Below are 22,406 nucleotides of genomic sequence, written 5' to 3' on the forward strand. Positions count from 1 at the left end.
GCCATGTCTGTTCTTCTCGCCGAAGGCCTCCCGGCTGCGTTCGCCGACCGTCTCACTCCCGAACAGCGCCAGTCTGTGCTGGAGGTGCCGCGCCACCTCCGCCTCGGCGCGCTCGCCCGCGAACTTTCGCTCGCCGAACCCGCCGCGCTCGCCGAGCTGGCCGACGCGTCGCGACTCGACATCGCGTCCAGCCTCACGCCCGACACCACCGCCCGCGGCCTGCTGCCCGCTCGCCTCGCGCACGATTACCAGATCATCCCGATCGTCTTCGGCCCGGCCGCCACGCCCGTCGATGATTCGGCGGAGGCCGAGGCCGACACCTTGCGCCCGCTCCACCTCGCCACCGGCTGGCCGCCCGATGCGATCATGTCCGAGTGGATTCGCACCTTCACCCCGCGCCCACTCGTCTGGCATCTCGCCGTGCCCGAACGCGTTCAGCAGCTCATCGTCGAAACGTTCGGCGTCGGCTCCGGTTCGCTCGAAGACGGCGACGATGGATACGTCGCCCCGGAAACGCTCACGCAGCAGGAGGAAACCGTCGACGAGGACGCCGCCGTGGTCCGCTTCGTCAGCGACGTCATTTCCCAAGCCATCGCCGACGAGGCGACCGACATCCATTTCGAGCCGCAGGAGGCGCAACTGCGCATTCGTTACCGCGTCGACGGCCTCCTCGTCCAGGTCCCCGTGCCGGAAAATTTGCTGCGTTATCAGGACGCCATCATCTCGCGCCTGAAAATCATGGCCCGGCTCAACATCTCCGAGAAACGCCTCCCGCAGGACGGCCGCATCAATTTCAAGGCCGCCAACACCACGCTCGATATCCGCGTCTCGACCGTGCCCACCATTTACGCGGAATCGATTTCGCTGCGCCTTCTCAACCAGAAGAAGGAAGCCTACACGATGGACCGCCTCGGCATGAGCGCGGACGAGCAGGCGCAAATCGCCCAGGTCCTCGATTATCCGCACGGCATCATCCTCGTCACGGGCCCGACCGGCTCCGGCAAAAGCACGTCGCTCAACGCGTTTCTGCGCAAAATCAATTCCACCGATCTGCGCATCATCACGATCGAAGATCCGATCGAATACGAAGTGCCCGGCGTGAACCAGATGCAGGTTCGCACCGAGATCGGCCTCACCTTCGCCAGCGCGCTCCGCCACGTGCTCCGTCAGGATCCCGACGTCATCATGGTCGGCGAAATCCGCGACCGCGACACCGCCGACATCGCCATCCGCGCCTCGCTCACCGGCCACTTGGTTTTCTCGACGCTCCACACCAACGACGCGCCCGGCGCCATCACGCGTCTCGTCGACATGGGCATCGAGCCCTTCCTCGTCGCCTCCGCGATCGAGCTCGTCATCGCCCAGCGCCTTGTCCGCCGCCTCTGCAGCGAATGCTCGCGCCCCGAGCCCATCAGCAAACTCAAGCTTCGCGACACTCTCGCGATCCTCGGTTGCGATACCGCCGAGGCCGAGCTCATCGAGTCGCTCAAATCTCCCGTGGGCTGCGACCGCTGCCGTGGCACCGGTTATCGCGGCCGCATCGGCCTGTTTGAAATTTTCCGCCTCAACGACGACTTGCACGAACTCATCCTCAAGCGCGAAAGCACGCGCACGCTGACCCACGCCGCACGCCAGCAAGGCATGCGGTCTCTCGGCCAAAGCGGTTGGGACAAGGTCAAGGCCGGCTACACGACCCTCGAGGAAGTTCTTCGCGTGATCAGTGTCACCGAGAGCAAGTAACCGCGCCGCCGCCCACCGCCCTGATGCCTCGTTTCTCCTACACGGCTCGCGATGCCTCGGGGCAGTCCGTCTCCGCGACGCTCGACGCCCCCACCCGCCGCGACGCCCTGCGCATGCTCTCCGCCCGCGGCGTGCGCGTCCTGAGCGTGGAAGAACAGGCGGAAAACGTCCGTCCCGCGCGCGACGGCGCCGCCGCCAAAACGAAGCCGCCCGCCAAAGTCGCCGCCGCTCGCCTCCGCCGCGAACGCACCGCCGTCGTGCTGCGCCGCAAGGAGCGCCTCTCCTTTTTGCAGGCCTTGCACGATCTCACGTCCAGCGGCCTGTCCGCCGGCGAGTCCGTCCGCCTCCTTTCGCATCGCATCAAGGAGCCCGCGTTGCGCGCCCTCTGCGGCGGCCTGTGGGAACGCATCGGCGAAGGCGCCCCGCTGTCCCAAGCGATGGCCGCCTTCCCCCAGGTCTTCGATTCCTCCACGCTCAATCTCATCCAGGCCGGCGAAGCGACCGGGTCGTTGAACGAAACCCTGTCGCGCCTGATCGCCCATTTGCACGAGCAACGCGAACTGCGGCGCCAGCTCGCCTCGGCACTCGCGTATCCGGTCTTCATGATGTTCGTCGCCGGCGGCGTCATCCTCTTCTTCATGTTTTTCCTCCTGCCGCGTCTGCAGACGCTGCTCAGCTCGCTCGGCGGCGAACTGCCGCTCTCCACGAAGATCCTCGTCGGCGCGGCCAACTTCTCCCTGCACTACGGCATCTTCGTCATCGCGGCGGCGATTTTCGCGGGCATCTCCTTCTGGCGCTGGCGCGCCACGGAGCCCGGTCGCGCCAAGTCCGACGCCTGGTTTCTGAAACTGCCGCTCGTCGGCGCGTTCATCACCTCGCAAACCGTTCTCGCCATCAGTCAAACGCTCTCCGTCCTCCTCGAAAACGGCATCACGACCGCCGAAGCGTTGAAGATGACCGAACGCCAGATCGCGAATCGCGTGCAACGCAGCGCGTTCGGCGCGGCGATCACGCGCGTGCTCGAAGGCGAGGCGCTTTCCCTCGCGCTTGCCCGCACCAACGTGTTTCCGGATCTCGTGCTCGACCGCCTCGCCGTCGGTGAAAACACCGGCAACGTCGTGCCGAGCCTGAAAGACATCGCGAAAAACTACCGTGCGAACATCACGGTGCAGCTCAACGTCTTCACCCGCGTGATCGCGAGTGCCGTGCTGCTGGCCGTATTCGTGTTCGTCGGCTTCATCGCCTTTGCGATCGTCAGCGCCGTCTTCCAAGCCAGCGCGAGCTTCAAAGCCTGAGCGCCTCAGGCCACTCGGGCGACCTACGCGACACCCGTTCCAAGCCTGCGTTGCCTCGTGCGAGTCCAACCAGCGCAGCGCGTTTTTACTCCGCGGGCCGCGCCGCCGGGTGATCGCTCTTCGCGTGCCAGAAGCGTAAGCGTCGCTTCGAGTGCCTCGGATGAGTGGCACGGGATTTGAACGGGACGTAACTACGAGAGTGACGACGGCGAGGTGGCGCGTAGATCCGAGACCTACGACGCGGTGGTCGCGGCCGGTTTCCACTGCGAGGGCAACAGCGGGCCGAGGTCGTCGTTCGTGGTTATCGTCGGCAGCTGGGTGAGCACGTCTTTCAAGTAAGCGTGCGGATCGTGGCCGTGGCGCTGGGCTGAGATGATCAGCGAGTAGAGGACCGCGGCGCGGTCGCCGGCGTCGGGATGGCCGACGAACAGCCAGTTCTTCGCGCCGAGTTTGCTCGGGCGGATCGCGTTTTCGACGGCGTTGGTATCGAGCTGCGTGCGGCCGTGGGCGAGATGCGCGGTCAGCGGCGCCCAATGGCCGAGCAGGTAAGCGCAGGCCTGCCCGAGCTGGGAGCGCGGCAGCGCGAGTTGCTGGAGCCGTTGGGCGGTCTTCTTCAGCAGCGCGAGCGTCAGTCCGAAGTGACCTTGGCGCCGAGCGGCGCGCAGCGCCGGACCGGCCCGGCGCCATTGGGATTCGTAATGATAAAGATGCCCGATCAGCCGCAACACGAAGCCGGCGCGAACCGGGGCCTCGGCGAGCGCCTCGTGGAACTTGCGCCGGGCGTGCGCCCAGCAGCCCAGCCACACCACGCCGGGGTGCGTCTTCGCGTAGGCGGGGTAGGCTTCGTAGGCGTCGGATGGCAGCAGGCCTTGATACTTGCCGAGGAGTTTTTCGGCTTCCTCGTGCCGCCGGGATAATCGCCACTCGAAGATGACATCACCTCCAGGATGCGAGAGCGCCCACAACCAGCCCTGCGTCGTTTTTCCGTCCCGCAGGTCGGGGTCGTTGCACCGAATGGGCGTCTCGTCGACGACCACGTAGCCACCGGCCAGCAGCGCCTGCTTCATCCGTTTGACCAGCGGCTCGAGCAGCGCGGTCGCCAGGCCGGTCCAGTCGCTCAAGTTCTGACGCGAGATCGGCGCACCCCAGCGGGCCAGCATCCTTTCCTGGCGGTAAAGCGGCAGATGATCGGCATACTTCGCGGTCAACGCCCACGCGATCAACCCCGCCGAGGCGAAGCCCCCGAGCGCGATCCGCGCCGGCGCCGGCGCCAGGAGCGGCGCGCGGTTGCGATCCAGGCAATGCCTGAACTTCGGCCGGACGATCTCGCGCTTGAAGAGCTGTGGCGGCACGATGTCCACCTCGAAGGTCCGCTCCTCGCCGATCCTTTCGTAAACGCTGGGATCGGCGCGCACCAACTCGGGCACGATCTCGATGGTCTCCTTCACCGGCAGATGCGCGAAGGACTCGGCCGGCAGTGTGCGCTTGGGCGCCGGCCCGGCCGGGCGCTCGTAGGTGATCGTGGCGGTGGGACGAGTGGTGGCCGCGAGCTTTTCCAGTTCGCCCAGCTTCAGGAGCAGTTGCGCCCGGTCCAGCGCCTCGCTTTTGCCCGGCCCAAACAGTTGCTTCTTCAACCACTCGATTTGCGCGCGCAGCACCGCGTTCTCCTCGCGCAGTTGCTGCACTTCATCGGTGGGGGCGACCATGGCGCGCGCGGTGAGAACCTCGCACCTTGTATAAGTTCCAGCCCGGCAAAACTATTTTTCCGCCCGCTCATACCACGGCTTCAGCGAGCCGTGCTTGAGTTCCACGCCGCCGACTAACAGCGCCAGCGCTTCCGGCGCGAGCGCCAGTTTGCGCTTCGTCTCGCTCGGCTTTGGCCAGGAGAAGCGTCCCTCTTCCAGCCGCTTCGCCAGCACCCACACGCCGGTGCCGTCCCAATACAACAGCTTCAAACGCGTGCGCTCCTTGTTCGTGAAACAAAACACCGCGCCCTGTTTCGGATCCTCGCCCAAGTGCTGCTGCGCGGCGGCCCATAATCCGTCGTATTGCTTGCGCATGTCCACGGGCTCCACCGCCACGTAGATCCGAATCGCAGCCGGAAACGCGAGCATCGCTTACCCGCGCAACGCTCGCACCAGCTTCGCCAACTCCGCGACATCGCCCCCGCGCACCTCCGTGCCGTCGGGCAGCCGCACCCTCAATTCCGCCGACCCGCCGGCCATAGCGGGCAGCGCCGCCTCGACGAAGCTGATCCTTTCCGGTGGACGCACCGCGGTGACGACCCCCGCCTGGGGGCGCCCCGGCCGGGCCGGCGCCAGCCGGCCCGCCGCCCGCTCGCATTGCGCCCAACTGCAGAACGTCGTGTAATTGATCCCTTCTCGCCGCGCGAACGCGCGCTGCGTCAACCCGCTCGACCGATACGCCGCCAACAACTCCGCTCGCTGCTCCGCCGGCCTCCGCCGCCGGCCCAACGCATCGCGCTGCTCACCGGTCTCGATCACCTCGGTCTCGGCTGCCGCTCCCGTCGTAGTTATCGCCATTCCGGCAGACTATCACTTCATATGTCTCGTATCTACGAGGCACCCGAAGCGACGCTTACGGTTTGCCCGCAGCGCAGCGGAGGGATGGAGCGCCGGGCCTTGCGCCCAGAGCGACACCGCGGAGGAACGAGCAGGATGCGTGACAGCTTTGCTGGCGCGCAGCGTGCCGCATGTTCCGCGTTGTTGTGAGCGCGAGCGAACCGCTGCACTTCACTGCCGCAGCAATTCACGAAGGCGATTAACCCCTGCGTCACCCAGCGTCTCCGCCAGATCCTGAACGTTGATGACCGCCTGTGCCTGGTTGGGAACAATCCACTTCCGATCTATGTTGAGGAAGGCAGTGAGCTGCTTGGCCAGCGTGTCGCCCTGCTGCTTCAGCGCCGCGATCAGCTTATCCAACGTGGCCGGCACGTTCTTGATCACGATGTGCTCGGCATCTTCCGGCAGCCTCACGCGATCCAACGCCAATCCACGGAAACTAACGTCGTGCAGCTTCGCTCGGCTAAGATCCACGTTGATCATTTCGTTCGAGGGGAACGCCTCTCCCTCGAAGCCACGCCGATAGAACAGCACATCTCTAAGCTCACCCTCGAAAACGCAGTCGGTGAACGTGCTCGTCTGGAAGTCGATCTTCACGAGCTTCGCGTCGCGAAAAACACACCGTTCGAACGCAGCAGCCTTGTAAGCAGTCTCGCGCAAATCGGCACCGGAGAAGTCCACTCCCGAGTAGATGTTGCGCTTGCCGTTCTGCACGCCCCCAAGCGCTGATTTTTTGAGATTGGCTCCCTTAAAACTGCAGTCCGTGAACGTCGTTGCCCACACGCGTAGATCCTGAAGCTGACAACGATCAAAGCGGCAGTTGTTCAGCTCACACCCGAAGAGTCGAAGCCCGTTCAGTTTGCTACCGCTGAAGTCGAGGTTCCGCCACTTGGCACCGTGAATGACGGCACCGGGATCAATCTCAGCCATTGCGACCCCTCGCACCTGAAAGCGGCGCAAGATCGAAGGCTCAGGCAATTCAAGGCCGCCCAAATCGATGCGTCCTTCCTTCGCGGCCAAGGCAAGCCCATCGAGCGGCTTGCCCTGGATTAGCCGATCCCAGATTTCGAGGTTCAACGATTCGCTGATCATCACCGCGTCAATAGAGGCGTGCCTTCGCCGAACAGCCAGTATTTCTCCACGTGCGGCTGCCACTGTGCGGGCGTCGTAACATCCCACCATTTTTGAGAGCAAGGCATAAGACCTCATGTCTTGACGTTTGACTAGTTCTGCCCGGGCAGCAGGGCTGCAGGAAAAATCTTATGCTTGGTCTTCTTTTTGAGCTCGGTCGAGCGATAGAAACGATCGCTCGCTCTTCGCTGAGGTAATGCAGCGCTACTCCTGTCATGCGTCAAAAGGATGCACTCACTTCCATCCGCAGCGCAAGTTTACGCGAACGGGCTGCAGGCTCGCCTATTGTTGACGGCCACTGCTACTCCGCCGTGCCTGAAACTTACCATTTCCGGGCAGGCCACATACCTTCAGTGTCAGCCTCGGCCATTGCGGTTGGGCCGCGCTACTAGCAGGCAGCCGCTCCAAAAATGGGGACTTCGAGACGACTCACGCGTTCAAATGGCTGAACGCGACGGAAGCACAAAGCCCCCATCCAGCAAGGAGGCGGGCTAAATCAGTTTATTTAGCCCCCTCTTTGGCCGCGGCAGAATCGATCACTGCACTTCGTAAACCTCGGCGAGCGCGACGCCAGTCGTAGCCCCGACGCCCGAAACTTGCGCCGTATAGACGCCTGGCGGAAGCGTCACCAGCAGCACGGCATCCTGGCTGGAATCGCTGACGAGCGCGGTGGCACCGATGGTGGCCGAAACATTCTTAATGGTAACATCACCGGCCCAATCGTCGTTGCTCGCCACCGTGTCGCCGCTGCTGTTGAACAAGTCGAGACGCGGATTCGCCAGGGCGTTGGTGACACCGAGCGACGTAAGCGTCGGCCCCAGACCGCGAATGAGCAGGGTGCGCGCCGTGTCGCCTGTGACGACAAAGCCGGCAATCAAGACGTGTTCGCCGAGCCCGACTTGGGCGCGGGCCGAAGCATTCGTCAGCCTCGGAGTCGACAACGTATAATCGCCCGGCGGGGTCGCATCATAGATTTCCGCGAGCGCCACGCCCGTCGAGACGCCGGCCCCGACGACCTGCGCGGTATAAACGCCGCCCGTCGTATTGAACACCAGCGCGGCATCCTTGCTGATCGCGCTCGCCAGCGGGAACGCCCCCACCGCGGTGCCGACCGCCGTGACGTTTACATCGCCGCCCCAATTGTTGTTGGTCGCCACCACAGAGCTCGAACCGCTTGCATAGACGTTGAGTGTCGGGTCGGGAAGAAATGAAGCCACGCCCAGTCCGCCCAGCGTCGGCCCCACGCCGCGCAGGAGCAGCGCTTTTGAGCCAGACGTGCCCGTGCCGCCGACGACGAAGCCGACAATCAACGTCTGATCGGCGGTGCCGGCGTCGGTGCGAATGGAAAGGTTGCTCAGGCGCCCCGGGTTGGTGCTCGTCACTGCGGTCACGACTGCGGCATCCGAGGTCACCGAGCCGGCGCCGTTTTGCACGGTCACCGTGTAGGAGCCGGCCGTGTTAACGACGAGGCTCGACCGCGTCTCGCCCGTGATCGCCGTGCCGTCTTTCTTCCATTGGTAATTCAAGGGTGCACCCAGCGCGGAAACGCGAAGCACCGTGGCCATGCCGGTGGGCACGGTGACACTCGTCGGCTGCGTGGTGATGGCCGGGACTTGCGGTCCCACGGTCACGTTGAACGTTGTTTGGACCGACGCCCCTTCGGCATCCGTCGCCGTCACGGTCACTGTCGTAAAGCCACTGCCGGCGCCGGGCGTCATCGTCAAGGTGCTGCCGGAGAGGCCGACGCTCAACAGCGCGGGGTTGGCGCTCACCGCCGAGAAGCCAAGAACGCTGGCGGAACTTCCCGCCGTCGGATAAAGCGGGACCACGGCGACCGAGCGCACGTGGATCAGATTTTCCAGATTAACCGCCGACGTGCTCAAATTTTGCAGAGGGAGGGAGCTGAAAGGATTAGCGGCGTTTCCGCCCGTGAGATCATAGACCGGCACGGCCGCAAGCGCATCGACGACGGTCATGCCGCCACCGATCACGCGGCCGAAGACGGCGTAGCCGCCGCCGTTCGAAGCACCCAGCACGGTGGTATTGTCGTTCACATTGATGAACCACTCGCTCGTGGCGGAATTCGGATCGGACGTGCGGGCAAAGGCGATCGTGCCCCGCGCATTCGGCAAATTGTATTCCAGCGGTATGGCCGGCTTGTGCACCACGAAGTCCGGCGGAATCGCATACGTGTAACCGCCGCCCTGCAAAATCTGGTTGCCCGTGCCACTGAGCTTGGCCGAACGGTGGAAGATCGTATCGTTATACGAACTGTTGCTCACGTAATTCAGAAAATTCGCCACGCTCAGCGGAGCCGCATTGTAGAGCAGCTCGACGTTGAACTTCCCCAGATCGGTATCGAACTGGACGATCGTCCCCGTCACGCCCGAGTAACCAAAGTAGGAGGTGAGATTGAGCGTGGTCGGCACCGGCGCGGTCTGGGCCGGCACCGGTTGAGTCACGGCCAACGCAGGCGCTTGCGCACGGAGAGTCGCGGTCAGCAGCAGCGCCGCAAGCACGGAGGTCAGGCGGAGAAAGGTCATAATTGACGGGGACATTGCACGCGAGAAGACGTCCACGCCAAGCAATTGTTGCGTCAAAGCGCCGCCATCGCCCCGCACCGCACCCTCCTGCAGCTCGAGCGACGCGGCAAGTCGCTACGGGCGCGCAATTTCGACCGACACGACGCGCAACGACGCATTGAGGAGCGCGGGATTGGAACGATCCGCCGCGAGCGACAATTGTTCGATCGTGATGTAGGGCGCGCGCTTGCCGAGCTCTTCGTAAAATCTCAGGAGCGATGCGAGATCGGCTTTGCGAATGGAGAACTCGACGGAATTCACCGCAAAGCCCGCCGTCTGCTCAGTGCGCGGCGCTTCGCCCGCGGTATCTTTCAGACCGGCGCCGCTCGCGATCACGGCGATCTCACCGACCAGTCGCGCGGCATCGAACGTGCGGCTCGGATCGAGATGCTCCACGGCCTTGCGCGCTTCGTCCTCGATTTGCTGGTGATTGGCCAGCCACAGCGCTTGGTCGCGCAATTCGACCGTCGTATGGCGCTGCGCCGCCCAGAGGCGAGCAGCGCGGCCTTCCCACGACCAAAGCCACACGCCGGCAATCAGCGCGGCGAAGGCGACCAGTAGAATTTTTTCCCGAAAAAGGCGGCTGAGGAATAGGGCTTTCATTTCTCTCCCATGCTAGTGTTCAGCGCTTCCGGCTTGAAACTGACGACCATGCGAAACGTCGCCATCCGTCCCCGCGTGTCAGGTCCGTAAAGGTCCACCTTTTCGATGCCGGGCAACGCAACCAACCCTGCGCGGTAGGTGCTGATGTCGGTGGCCGACTCCGTCTGCGCTTGGATTTCGAGCCGATAAAGACCGTCCGTCGTCGTGCGCAAAAACTGGATCGATTTCGGGCGCACGGCCCCGCCGACGATCCCGAGCATTTCAAATGGTCGCAATCGCTTGGTCGAAAGCTCGTCGATGCGATGCGTGAGCGATTGCGCTGTCATGATCGCGTCAACGATCGGGCGTTGCGCCATCACGCGGGTTACGCGGGTCGTTTGCCAGACGCGACCGGCGGCCAGCGTTAGCTCCCCGATCATGGCCAATCCAATGGCCGCAAGACACACGAGAAAGACCCGCCAGAGCGCCCGGTCTCGCGCCTGCGCCCGCCGCAGTTGCTGCAAATCCGTTTTGTCGCGCACGTCCAGGTCGGCCGCCTGTTCCGGCGTGACGACGAACGTGCTCTCGCCGGCGATGAACTCGAATTCCGGCCCGGTGGAGTTTTCGTTCGCCACGGGCAACTCATGGAGTTCGCGAATGCGCTCGCTGGCCGTCAGCTCGAGCAGCAACGCATCGCGCACCGCCGGGCGATTCTCCTCGTCGAACACCGGCCGGATTTGCACGTCCGCGGGCACCGCCTGGTCATCCCACCGCACCGCCACGAGGCTGTTTTCCCCGTGGATCAGCCACGTGGCTCCCGCGATGCCATCGCTGGGGCGGCCCAAGACGCTGGCAAATGCGGGCAACACCAGATTCGCGTCCTTCCAATCGGCGGCGACCTCGGTCGCGAATCGCCGGCGGTAAGCGGCGTAGATCAGCGCGCGCGAGCTGCCTTCAACGTGAAAGAAACCATAGTAAAGCTGCGCCAACGGAAACGGCGACAGCGCCTCCAAGGCGAGTTCGGCCTCGCCGCGCGCGACGGCCACATCGCCCGACGTCGCGATCACCCGCGCGAAAAACAAATGATCCGGGAGCAGCACGACCCGCCGGAGCGGACCGCGGGCGAGCGATAACTTTTTAAGAAAGGAAGCCATGAAGTTCTCTCAGTCGCCAACCGGCACGACGACGGCAGGCGCATCGTTCTCCCGGATTTCCAACAGCGTAAAGGGATATTTCAGCTTTTTCGTATCCGGCGTCGCCGGCGTGGGTGCCGGAGCCGTCGCGCGCGCCGTCTCGCTTTTCGCTTTCTCCAAATCGCTGAGTCCGACCGCCTCCGCCCCATTCTGGCCCGGAGTGATCAACACACTCATGCGATAAATCGACGGCCCTTGCCGCACGGTCACCTTCACGCGCAGCGCCCGAATATCCGTGGAAAACCCGGCGGGCACCGACTGCCCGCCGAGGAGCGGCGCCGCATCCTTCGCCGAGCGAAACCACTGCGGCCCTTGCAACGCATAGGACCCCGTGCCGCTCAGATAATTGCGCACTTCTTCGACTGAGCGGGCATCCTGGACGCCGAGCGCCGCAAACACGTCAGCCGGTGCCGAGTTCAAATTGCTGCCGGTGAATTTGTAGAGCGAAAACATCTGCGTAAACCTCAGCCAACGCTCGTTGGGCCGTCCTGCTTTGTCGTAAAAAAAATCACGCGCGATCGCGATGTCTCTCAGCTCGTCGAAGCTGCGCAATGACCGTTTAGGCGCCTCGTAAGGCAAAGTCGCGTGTTCATAGTCGTCGATCGCCAGATCGTTCGATTTCAGAGCATCCTTGCTCATCCACGTGATCAAGGCATCCGACAATTGCTCGGCCTCCATCTGCCGCACATCCCACGATTTGAAGACATTGATCAGCATCGGCCCGTCCACCGTGGGCAGTGATAGTTTGCCGCTTTCGTCCTCAAAACTGACTTCCACCTGGCGTCCCTCGGTCGGCGTGTAACCGGCAAACGCCAGCGGATCGCCCCACCCTTCCGATGGGCTGTGCAATCCCCCCAACGCGCGGCGAAACTCCTCCAGCACAGACAACGTCGTTTCAACCGCCGAATACGCTTCCTGCCGCAGCCGCACGCTGTCGGCCACCCGCGTTTCCACCAGCAGATCGTTCGACGCTTTTTCCGCAAAGACCATCAACGCGAACACGGCGCCCAGCAGCGTCACCATGACGACAATCAGCACTGACCCGCGTTTGGAAAGGGCGCGCATGAAATCAGAAGTTGGGCTGACCTTCGGCCGAAGTCGGAATGGCAATCATCGATTCACGCGTCATGCCGCCATAGGTGAACTTCAGGCGCAATCGCTGCGGCACGAGCATCTCGCTGTTATCGCCGCGGCGGAAGCTCGTCTCCGTGCGCCACCGCTTCAAGTCGGCATCGTAGTAGTCGTAACTCAAGCCCGTGACCCACGGGCTGATGATTGTTTCGCGCGGCGGATCATCGCTGAACTTCATTTCCAGCCGCGAATGCCAGAGGAGAACGAGGCCTTCGCGTTCGCGCACCTGCAGCGAGCACACGACATCGGGCAGCGGGTTGTCCGGCCAGCTCATCAGCCGGTTGGGCTGCCGCAATTCGTAAGTGATCAAGTTGTCGGTGCCGCTCCCGCGCGTGCGAATCTCGACCACGCTGATCGGTTCGCGGTCCAGCCGCGCCGGCGGCGGCAAGACGGCTTCGCGCAACTGGTTCCCGACCCAGCGACTCACCGCGCGGGTGTGCAATTCGAAAAGGCGCCCCTCCGACTGCCTTCCCCACAACTCGCCCATCGAGAAAATGAACGTGTTCAACCCGACAAACAGCAGCCCGGTCAGCGCCAGGGCCAACAGCATTTCCAGCAGCGTGAATCCGCGGCGACCGTTCATTGCTTCGGTTGCTGCAACTCGAGAATGCGATCCCGCACATCCGCCCGCAGTTTCGTTTGCTCGACCGGATCGCTCCACGTCGGACGCAAGGCTCGAAACGTATCCGTAATCCGTCGCGGTTCGCGTTCCGCCGGCGATGTGATCTCGCACGTGAGCGTGACGTCAAAAAGGTCGGGGAGGTTGGTCGAGGCAATCGCCGCCGACCATTGCACGTGCCGGTCGCCGGAGTCGAAAGAAAGACCTTCCTCCGCTTTCTTCACGTCTGGTTCTGCGAGCAATTGACCGCGGGCAAATCGCAGGTCCTCCGCCGCATCGTCTCCTTTCGCCGCGGCCGCATAGCCGTTCAATATGTTCACATAAGCGGCGCCGAGCACGACGGCGCCCATCGCGAAAACGGCAAAGGCGATCAACACCTCCAGCAGTGTGAACGCGCGGTGCGTCGGCTGCGGATGGCGCGCCCTCATGGTTTGGGCGCGACGAGCACAGGCGCGCAGGTCCACGGATCAATCGCCAGACTCCACGGCTCGCCGGTCTGTCCGCGGAATTGAATGCGAAACGGATCGCACGTCCCATCCGGATAGAATTTCACGACCGGTATCTTTTGCGTTTCGACGAGGTCGCCGCCGAGCAAGATCGATCCACCGCCGGTCGCAGCTTGCAGAAAGTTCACGTCGATCTTCCGGTCCGTCGGCAAAGCGAACTCCTTCTTTGCGCCTGCGGTCGTGGTCATCACAAAGCTGCGTGCGTCCGGATCGAATGAAAGTTCCACCGGAGTCTCGCTGCGCAGCGCCGTCTTCCGGGCTTCACGCACCGTTTTCCAGAACACCTCGTCCGGCGTCTTCGGCTGATCGCTCAACATCCGATTCGCACCGACCAGCAGCACGGCGGCGAGCATCGCCATGACCGCGATGCTGAGCAAAATCTCCAAAAGCGTAAACGCCGACTGCGCAGATGCAGCCGGTGGGAAGCGGCGGGGTCGCCGGCTAATCAACCGGCTTGGAACGAGAAAAATCACCAATTCCCGATGTCGTCATCACTCTCCGTGCCATCCGGTCCCAACGAGAACACATCGTAGCTGTTCTTGTTGTGAGTGCCCGGATAACGATATTGATACGGATGGCCCCACGGATCCAGCGGCTGCTTGTCCCCCCGCGCCTGAATATACGGGCCGTGCCAGCGGTCGGCCTTGCCCTGCGGTGGCGTGATCAACGCCTGAATGCCTTCCGCCGTGGACGGGTAGTCGCCCATCTGCAGTCGATAAGTCGTCAGTGGCGTGGCCATGCTTTCGTTCACAAACAACTTCGCGGTGGTGACCTGCGCCCCGCCGAAGATGGTGTCGGTCTTGACCACCGCCAGCCCCACGAGGAGGCCGAGGATCGCCAAAGCCACCAAAATTTCCAGGAGCGTGAACGCCGAACGTGAGCGGGAGGTTTTTTTGCGAGCAAACATTGCGTGAGCGAAAGCCATGGGAAGAAAGCGTAAAACAGGAAACGGTAAAGGGAGCGAAAAAGGATGCAATCCGCAATCCCCCCGCGGAGACGCGCGGCCGTGCGCCGGGTTACTGCGCGTGGCGGGTTTGAACAAGAACGGCGGAGGCTTTCGCCTCCGCCGTCTTCACCTGTATCAGACACCACCACGTCAGCTGCAATGGCCATGGTGGAAACGTTTTGGCGGGAAAACTCCGCCGACCGCATCGGGGATTTACCTATGCATGTAGGCCCGCCCTCGTCAAGACGAAGGCCGTCTACTGCGTCTGGTTGGCGCCCCCGCCCGGACTTGAACCGGGATGCGCGGTTTAGGAAACCACTGCTCTATCCAGTTGAGCTACGGGGACGTAGGTCACAAATGACGGCAATATCCCTTGCCTGACCCCTTCGAACTCATTGCGAAGATAGGCGCCCATTACAACCAACATTTCCCGCGGACGCCTTCGTAAGAGCGAGACCCTTGGCCCACCCCGCTCGCTATCACGCGGTCGCACGCTACTTCCGCGACGCGCGACGGTTCTCTTGCTCACAGTGCCGCTAAACGGAGCAGCCCCCACAGCAGGCCGACGATGGCGAACGTCACCGCGCAACAAAGCGCAAATCCCACCGCGTCAGTGCGATTCCATTTGGTGAATTCCCACGTCGAGGACGGAAACAACTTCGCCTTGTCGAAACGATGGGGCGCGTGCCGCGTCGCTTCAATTTCCGCGAGGTCGATCGCCGGCGTGGCGCCGACGGGCGTTTTCATTTTACCGAAGAAAAGATCCACTCGCCTCTGGTCTGGTCGCCTCGTCACAAAACTCGCCACCACCACCAAAAACAACGGCAGGAGCGCATCGACAAAAAACCGTCCCGCCAGTCGTCCTCCCGCCGCCAAATGCGCAGGGTCGATGCCCACGACTTTGAGCAACGCCAACTCCGTATGAAACCGCCCGTGGCCTTCCAATGCGCTGCCGAGATCGTTGGGATTCATTCGTTGCACCGATTCGAAGTAAACCGGCAGCGGACGCCCGGAGCCGTCGGAAACGCGCGCCACAAACGTCGGATGCGTCGCGATGGCCGGCACTTTTTGCAGCGCGAGCGGGAGGAAAATATTGAGCAGCGCCGCGCCGATGACTGCTGTCCAAACCGCGCCGGCGGTCACCCGCCGCCAGATAAACATTAAGAGAATCGCCGCGCCAAACGGCACGTTGATCGTCATGGCGAATTGCAGCACGGTATAGACACTATTGAGCTGCGTGGCCACCAACACACCCAAGATCAGCACCACGACGATCGTCCACCGCCCCGCCCGCACGATTGCGGCCTCCGAAGCGTGCGGCCGGACAACGCCGAATAAATTGCGGGCGAACAGCGCGGACACGAACATCGCTTGCGCGGCGATCGTCGACATGTTCGCTGCCAGCACGCCCGCGAACATCAGGCCGACCAACCCGGGCCCGAGCAGTTGTCGCGACATCGCGCCCCAAACCAGATCCGGGTCCGCGAGACGATGGGGGCCGGAGAACATCGCGATGGCGATCAATCCGCAAAATGCCCACAGCACCGTCATGAAGCGCTTCCCATAATTTCCCGCGGCGGCGCCAAACCGCGCGGCGAACTCGTTGCGCGCAGAACCGGCCAGCCCCATGTTACCCACGCCCGCATGCGTCTGTAACAACGTCGCCAGCAAAACCGCGACAATCGTCCAGCCCGTAAATTCCGCCGTGCCGCCGGTCGCGAAGAGCTCGAACATTTCCGGCGCCACTTTGGCTCCAAGTTGGTGCCAGCCGCCGATGGCGGACAGGCCCGCCGGAATGAGGATCGCGGAAAACACGACGATCAGCACCCCCTGAAACACCTCCGTCAACGCCGTCGAGGCCATGCCGCCCATGATGATATAAAACCCGATCGCGACTGTATAAAACGCGTAGAACATCCATGGATTGAGCGCACTGATATAGCTCTTGAGCTCCCCCCGCGCATAACGCTCGCGCAAGATAGCCCGCCGCTCCTGATCGGCAGGCGCCAACGCAGCGTGGTCCGGCCGCGTCTCAAGGTCGTTCAACGCGCGATATTCCTGCACCGCGGTTCGTTCCGGCACGGTCCAGGTTGCTTCGGGTTTCGTGACCAAGGCGGAAGCAATCTTGAACGAGACCAGATTGCTGAACCCCATCGTGACCGCGACGGCCATGACGATTTGAAAAGTTGCGTAGAACAGCGCCAACCTCCGGCTGCCAAGACGATCTTCAAACAGGTCCGCCGTCGTCGTAAGCCGCACCCGCCGAAACCACGGATACATGAACCAGTAATACGGGTTCAGAAATATCATCTGTAAACTCACCCACACGCCCGAGGCGCCCTGCTGATAGATCACGCTGGACGTGCTGACCGAGTCGCTCGCCGACGTGCCGTTGCCGAAATTCAGGAAAAACTGATAGACCTTGCCTAACTTTCTCCCGGCCAGAAAAAAACTTTCGCCGGAATGCACACCTTTCGACGCGATCTTCCCAAGAACGATAATGATGGCGAAGTAAGCGCCAACGACCAAGTAATCGAGAAAGTGGAGACCAGCCATCGTAGGAATGCGGAAGCGAGTCAGGTCACGTTAACGGCTGCGCTTGGCGGAGGCAGGGGCGACGTCCGATGCTGCCAAGTTGCGCGGCGGAAGATCAGCGGATCTACGGACGACAGCGGAGATGTCGAGTTCTCGCGGCGAACCATGGGCAGGCGCAGGGGAAGTCGCGGCGAGGATTCGCATTCGGCGAGGCTTTGGGGTCCCAAACTCGTGGCAACTCGTTTTGCCCAGCGGTTTCCACGGGGTGATGCAATCTGCTTGGCTGCTGTGGCGAAGGCGGCTTGCCCAGCGGGGCGCGCCGCGGAATTTGCCTCGTGCCGAGAAATCCGAACTTCCGTCTTGATTCAACCCAGCACGGTCGGCACGTTTCCCGCTCCACGTAATGTCGGGGCGTAGCTTAGCCTGGTAGAGCGCTACGTTCGGGACGTAGAGGTCGCAGGTTCGAATCCTGTCGCCCCGACCATTTTACGCCGGCTTTCTTCGCTGAACGCGTTCACGGGAAAAAGGGGTTATAACGCAGCTCGTTTTCGGCGGTCGTCAACGGTCCGTGTCCGGGCGCAATGACGACCTCGGGCGGCACCATTTTCATTAACCGCCGGGCGCTATCCCTCAGCGTCTTCCAACAGAAGTAGCCGCCGCCCAGTGAGCCGGCGAAAAGCAAATCGCCGCAGATGAGCAATTTCTGGCCGGTTTTCACCTGGCTAGCTTCCACCAGATAGGCGAAATGCGCCTTGGCGTGCCCAGGCGTGCTAATCACGGTGACCGTGATGCCGCCATGCGTCCATTGATCGCCTTCTTTCAACACGGCGTTGGTGCGCACGGTCACGCTCTCCGGGGAAAATACGTGCTGCACGGCGTAATGTCCCAACAACTCGACAAGGCCGCCAACGTGTTCGGCTTCCACGTGGGTGAGAAACACGGCTTCCACCCGCTGGACGTTGCTCGGCCAAACTTGCTGAATGCGCGGCAGGTCCGGGCCGGTGTCGAAAAGTATCCCAGTGTTCGCTCCGGGCTCGGCGATTAAATACGCATTCGCACAGCCAATTCCGTGCGGCACAGAAAGCCTGTGCAGGCAAAATGGCAGCGGACCGGGCGCCGGCAACGGGTAGGCGCCCTGTGCCAGCATCGCGAGGCCGAGCTCGTTCAAATGCAGCACGGCGGCGAGGCGCGTCAGATCCTGCGCCGACAACTCGCTGCGATAATCGAGCGCATCGCGCAGTTTTCCTTCGGGCACCGCGGCCGCCGCGGCGGCTTGTTCGATCGTCAAATCTGCGAAATGCAGCGCCTTCTCGAGCACGTCGCCGAGCTCGTCTTCGAGCGGGGGCGGAGTGGCGAACGGCGACATGCGGCGATCCTACGACGTGGCGCCCCGCCGAAGCAAAATTGATTTTCCTTTTCCGGCCCGGTTACCAGCGTCAGCGCCATGGATTCACTCCAGCAGGAGGTCTTGGATATTTTCACCCGCACGAGAGCGTTGCTGCGCGGACATTTCGTGCTGCGCTCGGGTTTGCACAGCGGACATTTTTTCCAGTGCGCCCAAGTCTGCCAGCACATGGATGCGGTTGAGCGCCTGACTGAACTGCTCGTGGGCAAGCTCGCCGGCTTGGAGTTCAGCACGGTCCTCGCTCCGGCGATGGGCGGTCTCGTGCTCGGACAGGAGGTCGCTCGCCAGACGCGGCGGAGATATATTTTCGCCGAGAAGGAAAACAACGTCCTGGTGCTGCGCCGCGGTTTCACTTTCGCGCCGGGTGAACGCGTGCTGATCGTCGAGGATGTGGTGACGCGAGGCGGTCGCGTGCTCGAATGCCTCGACATCGTGCGGCGGATGGGCGCCGTGCCGGCCGGAGTCGCCATGCTGGTCGATCGCAGCGGCGGTGCGTTGCGCCTCGATGTCCCCGCGGTCTCGCTGTTGGAATTAAGCTTCCCCACCTACCCTGCTGACGCGCTTCCACCCGAGCTGGCGGGCATCCCGGTCGAAAAACCCGGGAGTTGAGCCGCACGGATCGGCGTTATTTCACCGCCACGGTGACATAACGAAACACTCCGCGGAAATAGACGAGGAACAGATTACGGCCCGGGCGAAGGGCCGCTCGGGCAGAGGCCGGATCGTTGATCGCAGTGCGGTTGATCTCCACGATGACCACGCCTTCGACCAACCGATCACGGTAGTCGGAATCGGGTGCGATGTTTGTGATGAGCACGCCGCCAATGCGCGGGTTCAACCCGAGCGAGCGTCGCACGTCGTCACTCACCGCCGCCACTTTAACGCCGGCGAGCAATTCGTCGGGTTGGTCGTCCAAGATGCCTACGGTCGCATTCAACACATGCTCGACGCCGTCGCGCATAACTTTGATCTGCACCGGCGCGCCCGGGCGTAGTTGCGCAACGTAAAGGCGCATCTCTTCGACGGAGGTCACCTTGCGATCGTTAATGCCGACGATCACGTCCGCCCGTTTGACACCGGCCTTCTGAGCCGGACCGCCCGGCGCGAGATCGGTGACGGCGAGGCCGCGCACATCCTTGGGCAACTTGAACGCTTCCGCGTTTTCCGGCCCGACAAGCTCAGTGGTCACGCCCAGATTTCCGCGGGTGACTTTTCCCGTTTCGATCAGCGAGGTCATGATCGAAGCCGCTAGATTCACGGGAATCGCAAAACCGATGCCGATGTTCGTGTGCGTATTGGAAAAAATCGCGCTGTTAATGCCGATCAAGCGCCCCTTGGCGTCGATCAACGCCCCTCCGGAATTGCCCGGGTTGATCGCTGCGTCCGTTTGAATGAAGCTCTCGTAGCCGGCGACGTCTTGCAGCAACCCAAGTTTGGTTCGGCCCTTGGCCGAGATGATCCCCATCGTCACCGTCTGGCCGACGTCGAGCGGGTTACCGACGGCGAAGACGATGTCGCCGACCCGAAGTTTATCGCTATCGGCCAACGTGACGAAGGGCAGATCGGCCACGTCGATTTTTATCACCGCAATATCCGTCTTGGGATCGGTGCCGATGACCTTGGCGATAAACTCCCGTCCGTCCGGGAGGAGCACCTTGAGTTCGTCCGCGTCAGCCACGACGTGGTTGTTGGTTAAAATATACCCGCCGGCGGACACAATCACGCCTGAGCCCAACCCCTCTTGCTTCGATTCGCGTTCCGGAACGGCCCCGCCAAAAAACTGCCGGAGAATCGGCGCCATCGGCACTTCCTCGCGGACGATCTTCGTCGAATAGACCGACACCACAGCGCGCTGCACCGGCTCCACGATATCGGCGTAACTCGTGACCAGCGCCGATTGACCTTCACCGACAGGCGAACGGTCGATCTTGAGCGCCGGCATCGGGTGTGAAACACCCGGCGAAGCTGCGCCGGCGGCCCCGATGCCGGTGGCCGGAACCAAGAGAGCCGACAGGGCGAAAATGAGCGGACGCAACATAGGCAAAAAGATCGGATCGGGAGCCCGCGCGGCGGACTAGAATCCTTTGATCTGAAACAGACTTGTCACGCTCTCGTCGCGGTTGATCCGGCAAATCGCTTCGCCCAGCAGTCGCGCGATGCTCAGCACCGTAATGGGCAGACCTTTCGTATCGATCGGAGTCGAATCGGTCGTGATGAGTTCGTCGATCAGGCCGGCTTTGAGGCGTTCGATGGCCACTTCGTTCAGGATGCAGTGGCTCACCGCCGCACGGACGCTCCGCGCGCCGTGCTCGCGCAATATCCGCGCCGCCGCGGTCAGCGTGCCCGCGGTCTCCGTAATGTCGTCGACCAGCAACACGTCGCACCCATCCACTTCACCAACGACATTGATTGCCTCGACGGTGGTCGCACTCTTCCGCTTCTTGGCCACCATACCCAAGCCCGCCCCGAGAACATCAGCGTAGGCGGCGGCCATCTTCATGCCGCCCACATCGGGCGAACAGACGACCAGATTCTCGCGCCGCACAGATTTAAGATACTCGAAGAAAACCGGCGAAGCATACAGATGATCGACCGGAATATCGAAGAACCCTTGGATCTGCTGGCTGTGTAGATCCATCGTCAAAATCCGCGTCGCGCCCGCGGCCACGAGCAGGTTGGCGACGAGCTTTGCGGTGATCGGCACGCGCGGCTGATCCTTTCGATCCTGCCGGGCGTAGCCGTAAAACGGAATCACCGCCGTGATGCGCTGAGCCGACGCCCGTCTCGCGGCATCGATCATGATCAGCAGCTCCATCAAGTGATGATTCGTTGGCGGGCAGGTCGACTGGATGATGAACACGTCGCCGCCGCGGATGTTTTCGTTGATCTTAACAAACGACTCCCCGTCGGGAAAGCTCGTGACCGTCGCCTCTCCCAGCGGCTGCCCAATGCTTTGGCAGATCTGCTCAGCGAGAGATCGGTTGGAATTGCCGGCAAAAATCTTCAGCCGCGAGGCGCTCATTGCGCGGCATCTTGTCCGACCGGAGATGAGGAGGAAGACTTTTTTAAACCGACCTCGACCGCATCCATGCGCTTGAACAACTCGGGCAGGCGGGCGTGCAGCACTTCGAGCCGCCGCTCCAAAACATACGGCCGCGCCGGCGTGCCGTTGACGAAACTTCCCGGAGCCGTGTCCGTGCTGAGCCCCGTCTGCCCTCCCACCTTCGTGCCTTTGCCGAGCGTGATATGGCCACCCACGCCCGCCTGCCCCCCTAGCACGACGTAGTCCTCAATCGTCGTGCTGCCGGAGATCCCCACCTGCGCGCACAGGATGCAGTGTTTGCCGATGATCACCCCGTGAGCGACCTGCACGAGGTTATCGACCTTCGTCCCCTCGCCTACGATCGTGCTGCCGATGCGCGCCCGATCGATCGTGCTGTTGGCTCCGATCTCGACGTCGTCGCCGAGCACCACGTTGCCGATCTGCGGCACCTTCTCGTGCCGGCCCTGCACAAATTCGTAGCCAAAACCATCCGATCCGATCACCACGCCGGGCTGGAGACGCACGCGATCGCCGATTTGGCATTCCGCGGTGACCACGACACCCGGCATCAGCCAACACTGAGCGCCGATCTTGGCTCCTCGACCAATGTGAACGCCTGACTGCACCTGCGTCCCCGCACCAATTTTGGCGTCAGCCTCCACCACGCACAGCGGTCCGATCGTCGCCGTTTCATCCACTTGCGCGGTCTCCGCGACAAACGCCGAGGGATGCACGCCTGAGGGTGGTTTTGGCCACAAGAGTTGCTCGATCCGTGCGCAAATCCGCGAGAGCGCGAGCGATGGGTTTTCCACCAGCAACAGACTCTGCTCACCTTTCGGATCGCCGGCATAATCGGCCGGGACCAGCAAAATGGACGCCTGCGAGGCCGCCGCGTCCGCCTTGTATTTCGCGCTCCCAAGAAACGAAAGGTCACCTGACCGGGCTGATTTCAACGAGGCAATCCCCCGAATCGTCGCCGTCGTGGCACCGCGGGTGGCGCTCGGCTTCACGATGGCCATAATTTCCTCGGGGCTGAAAGATACGAGCATGCCGTTAGCGTGAAAAGATCCGGCGTCGCGGTGCAACCTCACAAAAAAGCCCCGCTGGGTAAGAGCG

General features: G+C 62.6%; 20 protein-coding genes and 2 tRNA genes. 4 read left to right on the plus strand and 18 right to left on the minus strand.

The window, feature by feature from the left end:
- Positions 1–3 precede the first annotated feature (3 nt).
- Together K0B96_RS13620 and K0B96_RS13625 are read left to right on the plus strand one after the other, a co-directional pair.
- Positions 4–1,740 (plus strand): GspE/PulE family protein, encoded by a 1,737-nt coding sequence (locus tag K0B96_RS13620; protein ID WP_220161434.1) that lies wholly within the window; start codon positions 4–6, stop codon positions 1,738–1,740.
- Between the two features lie 23 nt (positions 1,741–1,763).
- Positions 1,764–3,035: a type II secretion system F family protein gene (locus K0B96_RS13625; RefSeq protein ID WP_220161435.1), complete on the plus strand. Its 1,272-nt coding sequence runs from the start codon at positions 1,764–1,766 to the stop codon at positions 3,033–3,035.
- 233 nt (positions 3,036–3,268) lie between these two features.
- On the opposite strand, the gene tnpC is transcribed toward K0B96_RS13625, so the two are convergent.
- From tnpC to K0B96_RS13695, 14 genes are all read right to left on the minus strand, one after another.
- Positions 3,269–4,741, minus strand: a complete 1,473-nt coding sequence (gene tnpC / locus K0B96_RS13630; protein WP_220161436.1) for an IS66 family transposase — start codon at positions 4,739–4,741, stop codon at positions 3,269–3,271.
- A 51-nt stretch (positions 4,742–4,792) separates the two neighbouring features.
- Positions 4,793–5,149 (minus strand): IS66 family insertion sequence element accessory protein TnpB, encoded by a 357-nt coding sequence (gene tnpB / locus K0B96_RS13635; protein ID WP_220161437.1) that lies wholly within the window; start codon positions 5,147–5,149, stop codon positions 4,793–4,795.
- 3 nt (positions 5,150–5,152) lie between these two features.
- On the minus strand, positions 5,153–5,578 hold the full coding sequence (gene tnpA, locus K0B96_RS13640; protein ID WP_220161438.1) for an IS66 family insertion sequence element accessory protein TnpA: 426 nt from the start codon (positions 5,576–5,578) through the stop codon (positions 5,153–5,155).
- 210 nt (positions 5,579–5,788) lie between these two features.
- On the minus strand, positions 5,789–6,826 hold the full coding sequence (locus K0B96_RS13645; RefSeq protein ID WP_220161439.1) for a pentapeptide repeat-containing protein: 1,038 nt from the start codon (positions 6,824–6,826) through the stop codon (positions 5,789–5,791).
- Between the two features lie 458 nt (positions 6,827–7,284).
- Entirely contained in the window at positions 7,285–9,306 is a 2,022-nt protein-coding gene (locus K0B96_RS13650; RefSeq protein ID WP_220161440.1) for a peptidylprolyl isomerase, read from the minus strand.
- A 99-nt stretch (positions 9,307–9,405) separates the two neighbouring features.
- Positions 9,406–9,933 (minus strand): general secretion pathway protein GspM, encoded by a 528-nt coding sequence (locus K0B96_RS13655; protein WP_220161441.1) that lies wholly within the window; start codon positions 9,931–9,933, stop codon positions 9,406–9,408.
- Entirely contained in the window at positions 9,930–11,066 is a 1,137-nt protein-coding gene (locus tag K0B96_RS13660; protein WP_220161442.1) for a hypothetical protein, read from the minus strand. The genes K0B96_RS13655 and K0B96_RS13660 overlap by 4 nt, the downstream gene beginning before the upstream one ends.
- Positions 11,067–11,075: 9 nt before the next feature.
- Positions 11,076–12,170 carry a type II secretion system minor pseudopilin gene (locus tag K0B96_RS13665; protein ID WP_220161443.1) on the minus strand — a complete coding sequence of 365 codons (1,095 nt, stop codon included), beginning with the start codon at positions 12,168–12,170 and terminating at the stop codon, positions 11,076–11,078.
- A gap of 4 nt (positions 12,171–12,174) precedes the next feature.
- Positions 12,175–12,819: a prepilin-type N-terminal cleavage/methylation domain-containing protein gene (locus K0B96_RS13670; protein ID WP_220161444.1), complete on the minus strand. Its 645-nt coding sequence runs from the start codon at positions 12,817–12,819 to the stop codon at positions 12,175–12,177.
- A complete protein-coding gene (locus K0B96_RS13675) occupies positions 12,816–13,283 on the minus strand; it encodes a type IV pilus modification PilV family protein (protein WP_220161445.1) in 468 nt (155 codons plus the stop codon). Before K0B96_RS13675 ends, K0B96_RS13670 begins: the two co-directional genes overlap by 4 nt.
- On the minus strand, positions 13,280–13,834 hold the full coding sequence (locus K0B96_RS13680; protein ID WP_255558688.1) for a type II secretion system protein: 555 nt from the start codon (positions 13,832–13,834) through the stop codon (positions 13,280–13,282). The genes K0B96_RS13675 and K0B96_RS13680 overlap by 4 nt, the downstream gene beginning before the upstream one ends.
- Positions 13,831–14,268 carry a type II secretion system major pseudopilin GspG gene (gene gspG / locus K0B96_RS13685; protein WP_255558689.1) on the minus strand — a complete coding sequence of 146 codons (438 nt, stop codon included), beginning with the start codon at positions 14,266–14,268 and terminating at the stop codon, positions 13,831–13,833. Before gspG ends, K0B96_RS13680 begins: the two co-directional genes overlap by 4 nt.
- A 309-nt stretch (positions 14,269–14,577) precedes the next feature.
- A tRNA-Arg gene (locus tag K0B96_RS13690) sits at positions 14,578–14,653 on the minus strand.
- Between the two features lie 179 nt (positions 14,654–14,832).
- Entirely contained in the window at positions 14,833–16,863 is a 2,031-nt protein-coding gene (locus K0B96_RS13695) for a sodium:solute symporter family protein (protein ID WP_220161448.1), read from the minus strand.
- 386 nt (positions 16,864–17,249) lie between these two features.
- On the opposite strand from K0B96_RS13695, the gene K0B96_RS13700 reads away from it, so the two are divergent.
- A tRNA-Pro gene (locus K0B96_RS13700) sits at positions 17,250–17,326 on the plus strand.
- Positions 17,327–17,356: 30 nt separating this feature from the next.
- Here the strand turns inward: K0B96_RS13700 and K0B96_RS13705 are convergent.
- Complete coding sequence (locus tag K0B96_RS13705) at positions 17,357–18,208, minus strand: MBL fold metallo-hydrolase (RefSeq protein ID WP_220161449.1); 852 nt, start codon at positions 18,206–18,208, stop codon at positions 17,357–17,359.
- Positions 18,209–18,286: 78 nt separating this feature from the next.
- Between K0B96_RS13705 and pyrE the strand changes: the two genes are divergently transcribed.
- Positions 18,287–18,856, plus strand: coding sequence for an orotate phosphoribosyltransferase (gene pyrE / locus K0B96_RS13710; protein ID WP_220161450.1), 570 nt, complete (start codon positions 18,287–18,289; stop codon positions 18,854–18,856).
- Positions 18,857–18,872: 16 nt separating this feature from the next.
- Here the strand turns inward: pyrE and K0B96_RS13715 are convergent, their stop codons facing one another.
- From K0B96_RS13715 to lpxD, 3 genes are read right to left on the minus strand one after another with little or no spacing between them, the layout of a single operon-like run.
- Positions 18,873–20,285 (minus strand): Do family serine endopeptidase, encoded by a 1,413-nt coding sequence (locus K0B96_RS13715; protein WP_220161451.1) that lies wholly within the window; start codon positions 20,283–20,285, stop codon positions 18,873–18,875.
- 36 nt (positions 20,286–20,321) lie between these two features.
- A complete protein-coding gene (locus K0B96_RS13720; RefSeq protein WP_220161452.1) occupies positions 20,322–21,269 on the minus strand; it encodes a ribose-phosphate diphosphokinase in 948 nt (315 codons plus the stop codon).
- Positions 21,266–22,339: a UDP-3-O-(3-hydroxymyristoyl)glucosamine N-acyltransferase gene (lpxD, locus tag K0B96_RS13725; RefSeq protein WP_220161453.1), complete on the minus strand. Its 1,074-nt coding sequence runs from the start codon at positions 22,337–22,339 to the stop codon at positions 21,266–21,268. Before lpxD ends, K0B96_RS13720 begins: the two co-directional genes overlap by 4 nt.
- Positions 22,340–22,406 lie beyond the last annotated feature (67 nt).

Source organism: Horticoccus luteus (assembly GCF_019464535.1).
Taxonomy (GTDB): Bacteria; Verrucomicrobiota; Verrucomicrobiia; order Opitutales; family Opitutaceae; genus Horticoccus; species Horticoccus luteus.

Bases quoted from the DNA above. Each gene is read 5' to 3' on its own strand.
- K0B96_RS13650 (WP_220161440.1), bottom strand. From the start codon at position 9,306: ATGTCCCCGTCAATTATGACCTTTCTCCGCCTGACCTCCGTGCTTGCG.
- K0B96_RS13720 (WP_220161452.1), bottom strand. From the start codon at position 21,269: ATGAGCGCCTCGCGGCTGAAGATTTTTGCCGGCAATTCCAACCGATCT.
- gspG (WP_255558689.1), bottom strand. From the start codon at position 14,268: ATGTTTGCTCGCAAAAAAACCTCCCGCTCACGTTCGGCGTTCACGCTC.
- K0B96_RS13645 (WP_220161439.1), bottom strand. From the start codon at position 6,826: ATGAGGTCTTATGCCTTGCTCTCAAAAATGGTGGGATGTTACGACGCC.
- K0B96_RS13655 (WP_220161441.1), bottom strand. From the start codon at position 9,933: ATGAAAGCCCTATTCCTCAGCCGCCTTTTTCGGGAAAAAATTCTACTG.
- tnpB (WP_220161437.1), bottom strand. From the start codon at position 5,149: ATGCTCGCGTTTCCGGCTGCGATTCGGATCTACGTGGCGGTGGAGCCC.
- K0B96_RS13620 (WP_220161434.1), top strand. From the start codon at position 4: ATGTCTGTTCTTCTCGCCGAAGGCCTCCCGGCTGCGTTCGCCGACCGT.
- lpxD (WP_220161453.1), bottom strand. From the start codon at position 22,339: ATGCTCGTATCTTTCAGCCCCGAGGAAATTATGGCCATCGTGAAGCCG.
- K0B96_RS13670 (WP_220161444.1), bottom strand. From the start codon at position 12,819: ATGAACGGTCGCCGCGGATTCACGCTGCTGGAAATGCTGTTGGCCCTG.
- K0B96_RS13695 (WP_220161448.1), bottom strand. From the start codon at position 16,863: ATGGCTGGTCTCCACTTTCTCGATTACTTGGTCGTTGGCGCTTACTTC.
- pyrE (WP_220161450.1), top strand. From the start codon at position 18,287: ATGGATTCACTCCAGCAGGAGGTCTTGGATATTTTCACCCGCACGAGA.
- K0B96_RS13715 (WP_220161451.1), bottom strand. From the start codon at position 20,285: ATGTTGCGTCCGCTCATTTTCGCCCTGTCGGCTCTCTTGGTTCCGGCC.
- tnpA (WP_220161438.1), bottom strand. From the start codon at position 5,578: ATGGCGATAACTACGACGGGAGCGGCAGCCGAGACCGAGGTGATCGAG.
- K0B96_RS13675 (WP_220161445.1), bottom strand. From the start codon at position 13,283: ATGAGGGCGCGCCATCCGCAGCCGACGCACCGCGCGTTCACACTGCTG.
- K0B96_RS13625 (WP_220161435.1), top strand. From the start codon at position 1,764: ATGCCTCGTTTCTCCTACACGGCTCGCGATGCCTCGGGGCAGTCCGTC.
- tnpC (WP_220161436.1), bottom strand. From the start codon at position 4,741: ATGGTCGCCCCCACCGATGAAGTGCAGCAACTGCGCGAGGAGAACGCG.
- K0B96_RS13660 (WP_220161442.1), bottom strand. From the start codon at position 11,066: ATGGCTTCCTTTCTTAAAAAGTTATCGCTCGCCCGCGGTCCGCTCCGG.
- K0B96_RS13665 (WP_220161443.1), bottom strand. From the start codon at position 12,170: ATGCGCGCCCTTTCCAAACGCGGGTCAGTGCTGATTGTCGTCATGGTG.
- K0B96_RS13705 (WP_220161449.1), bottom strand. From the start codon at position 18,208: ATGTCGCCGTTCGCCACTCCGCCCCCGCTCGAAGACGAGCTCGGCGAC.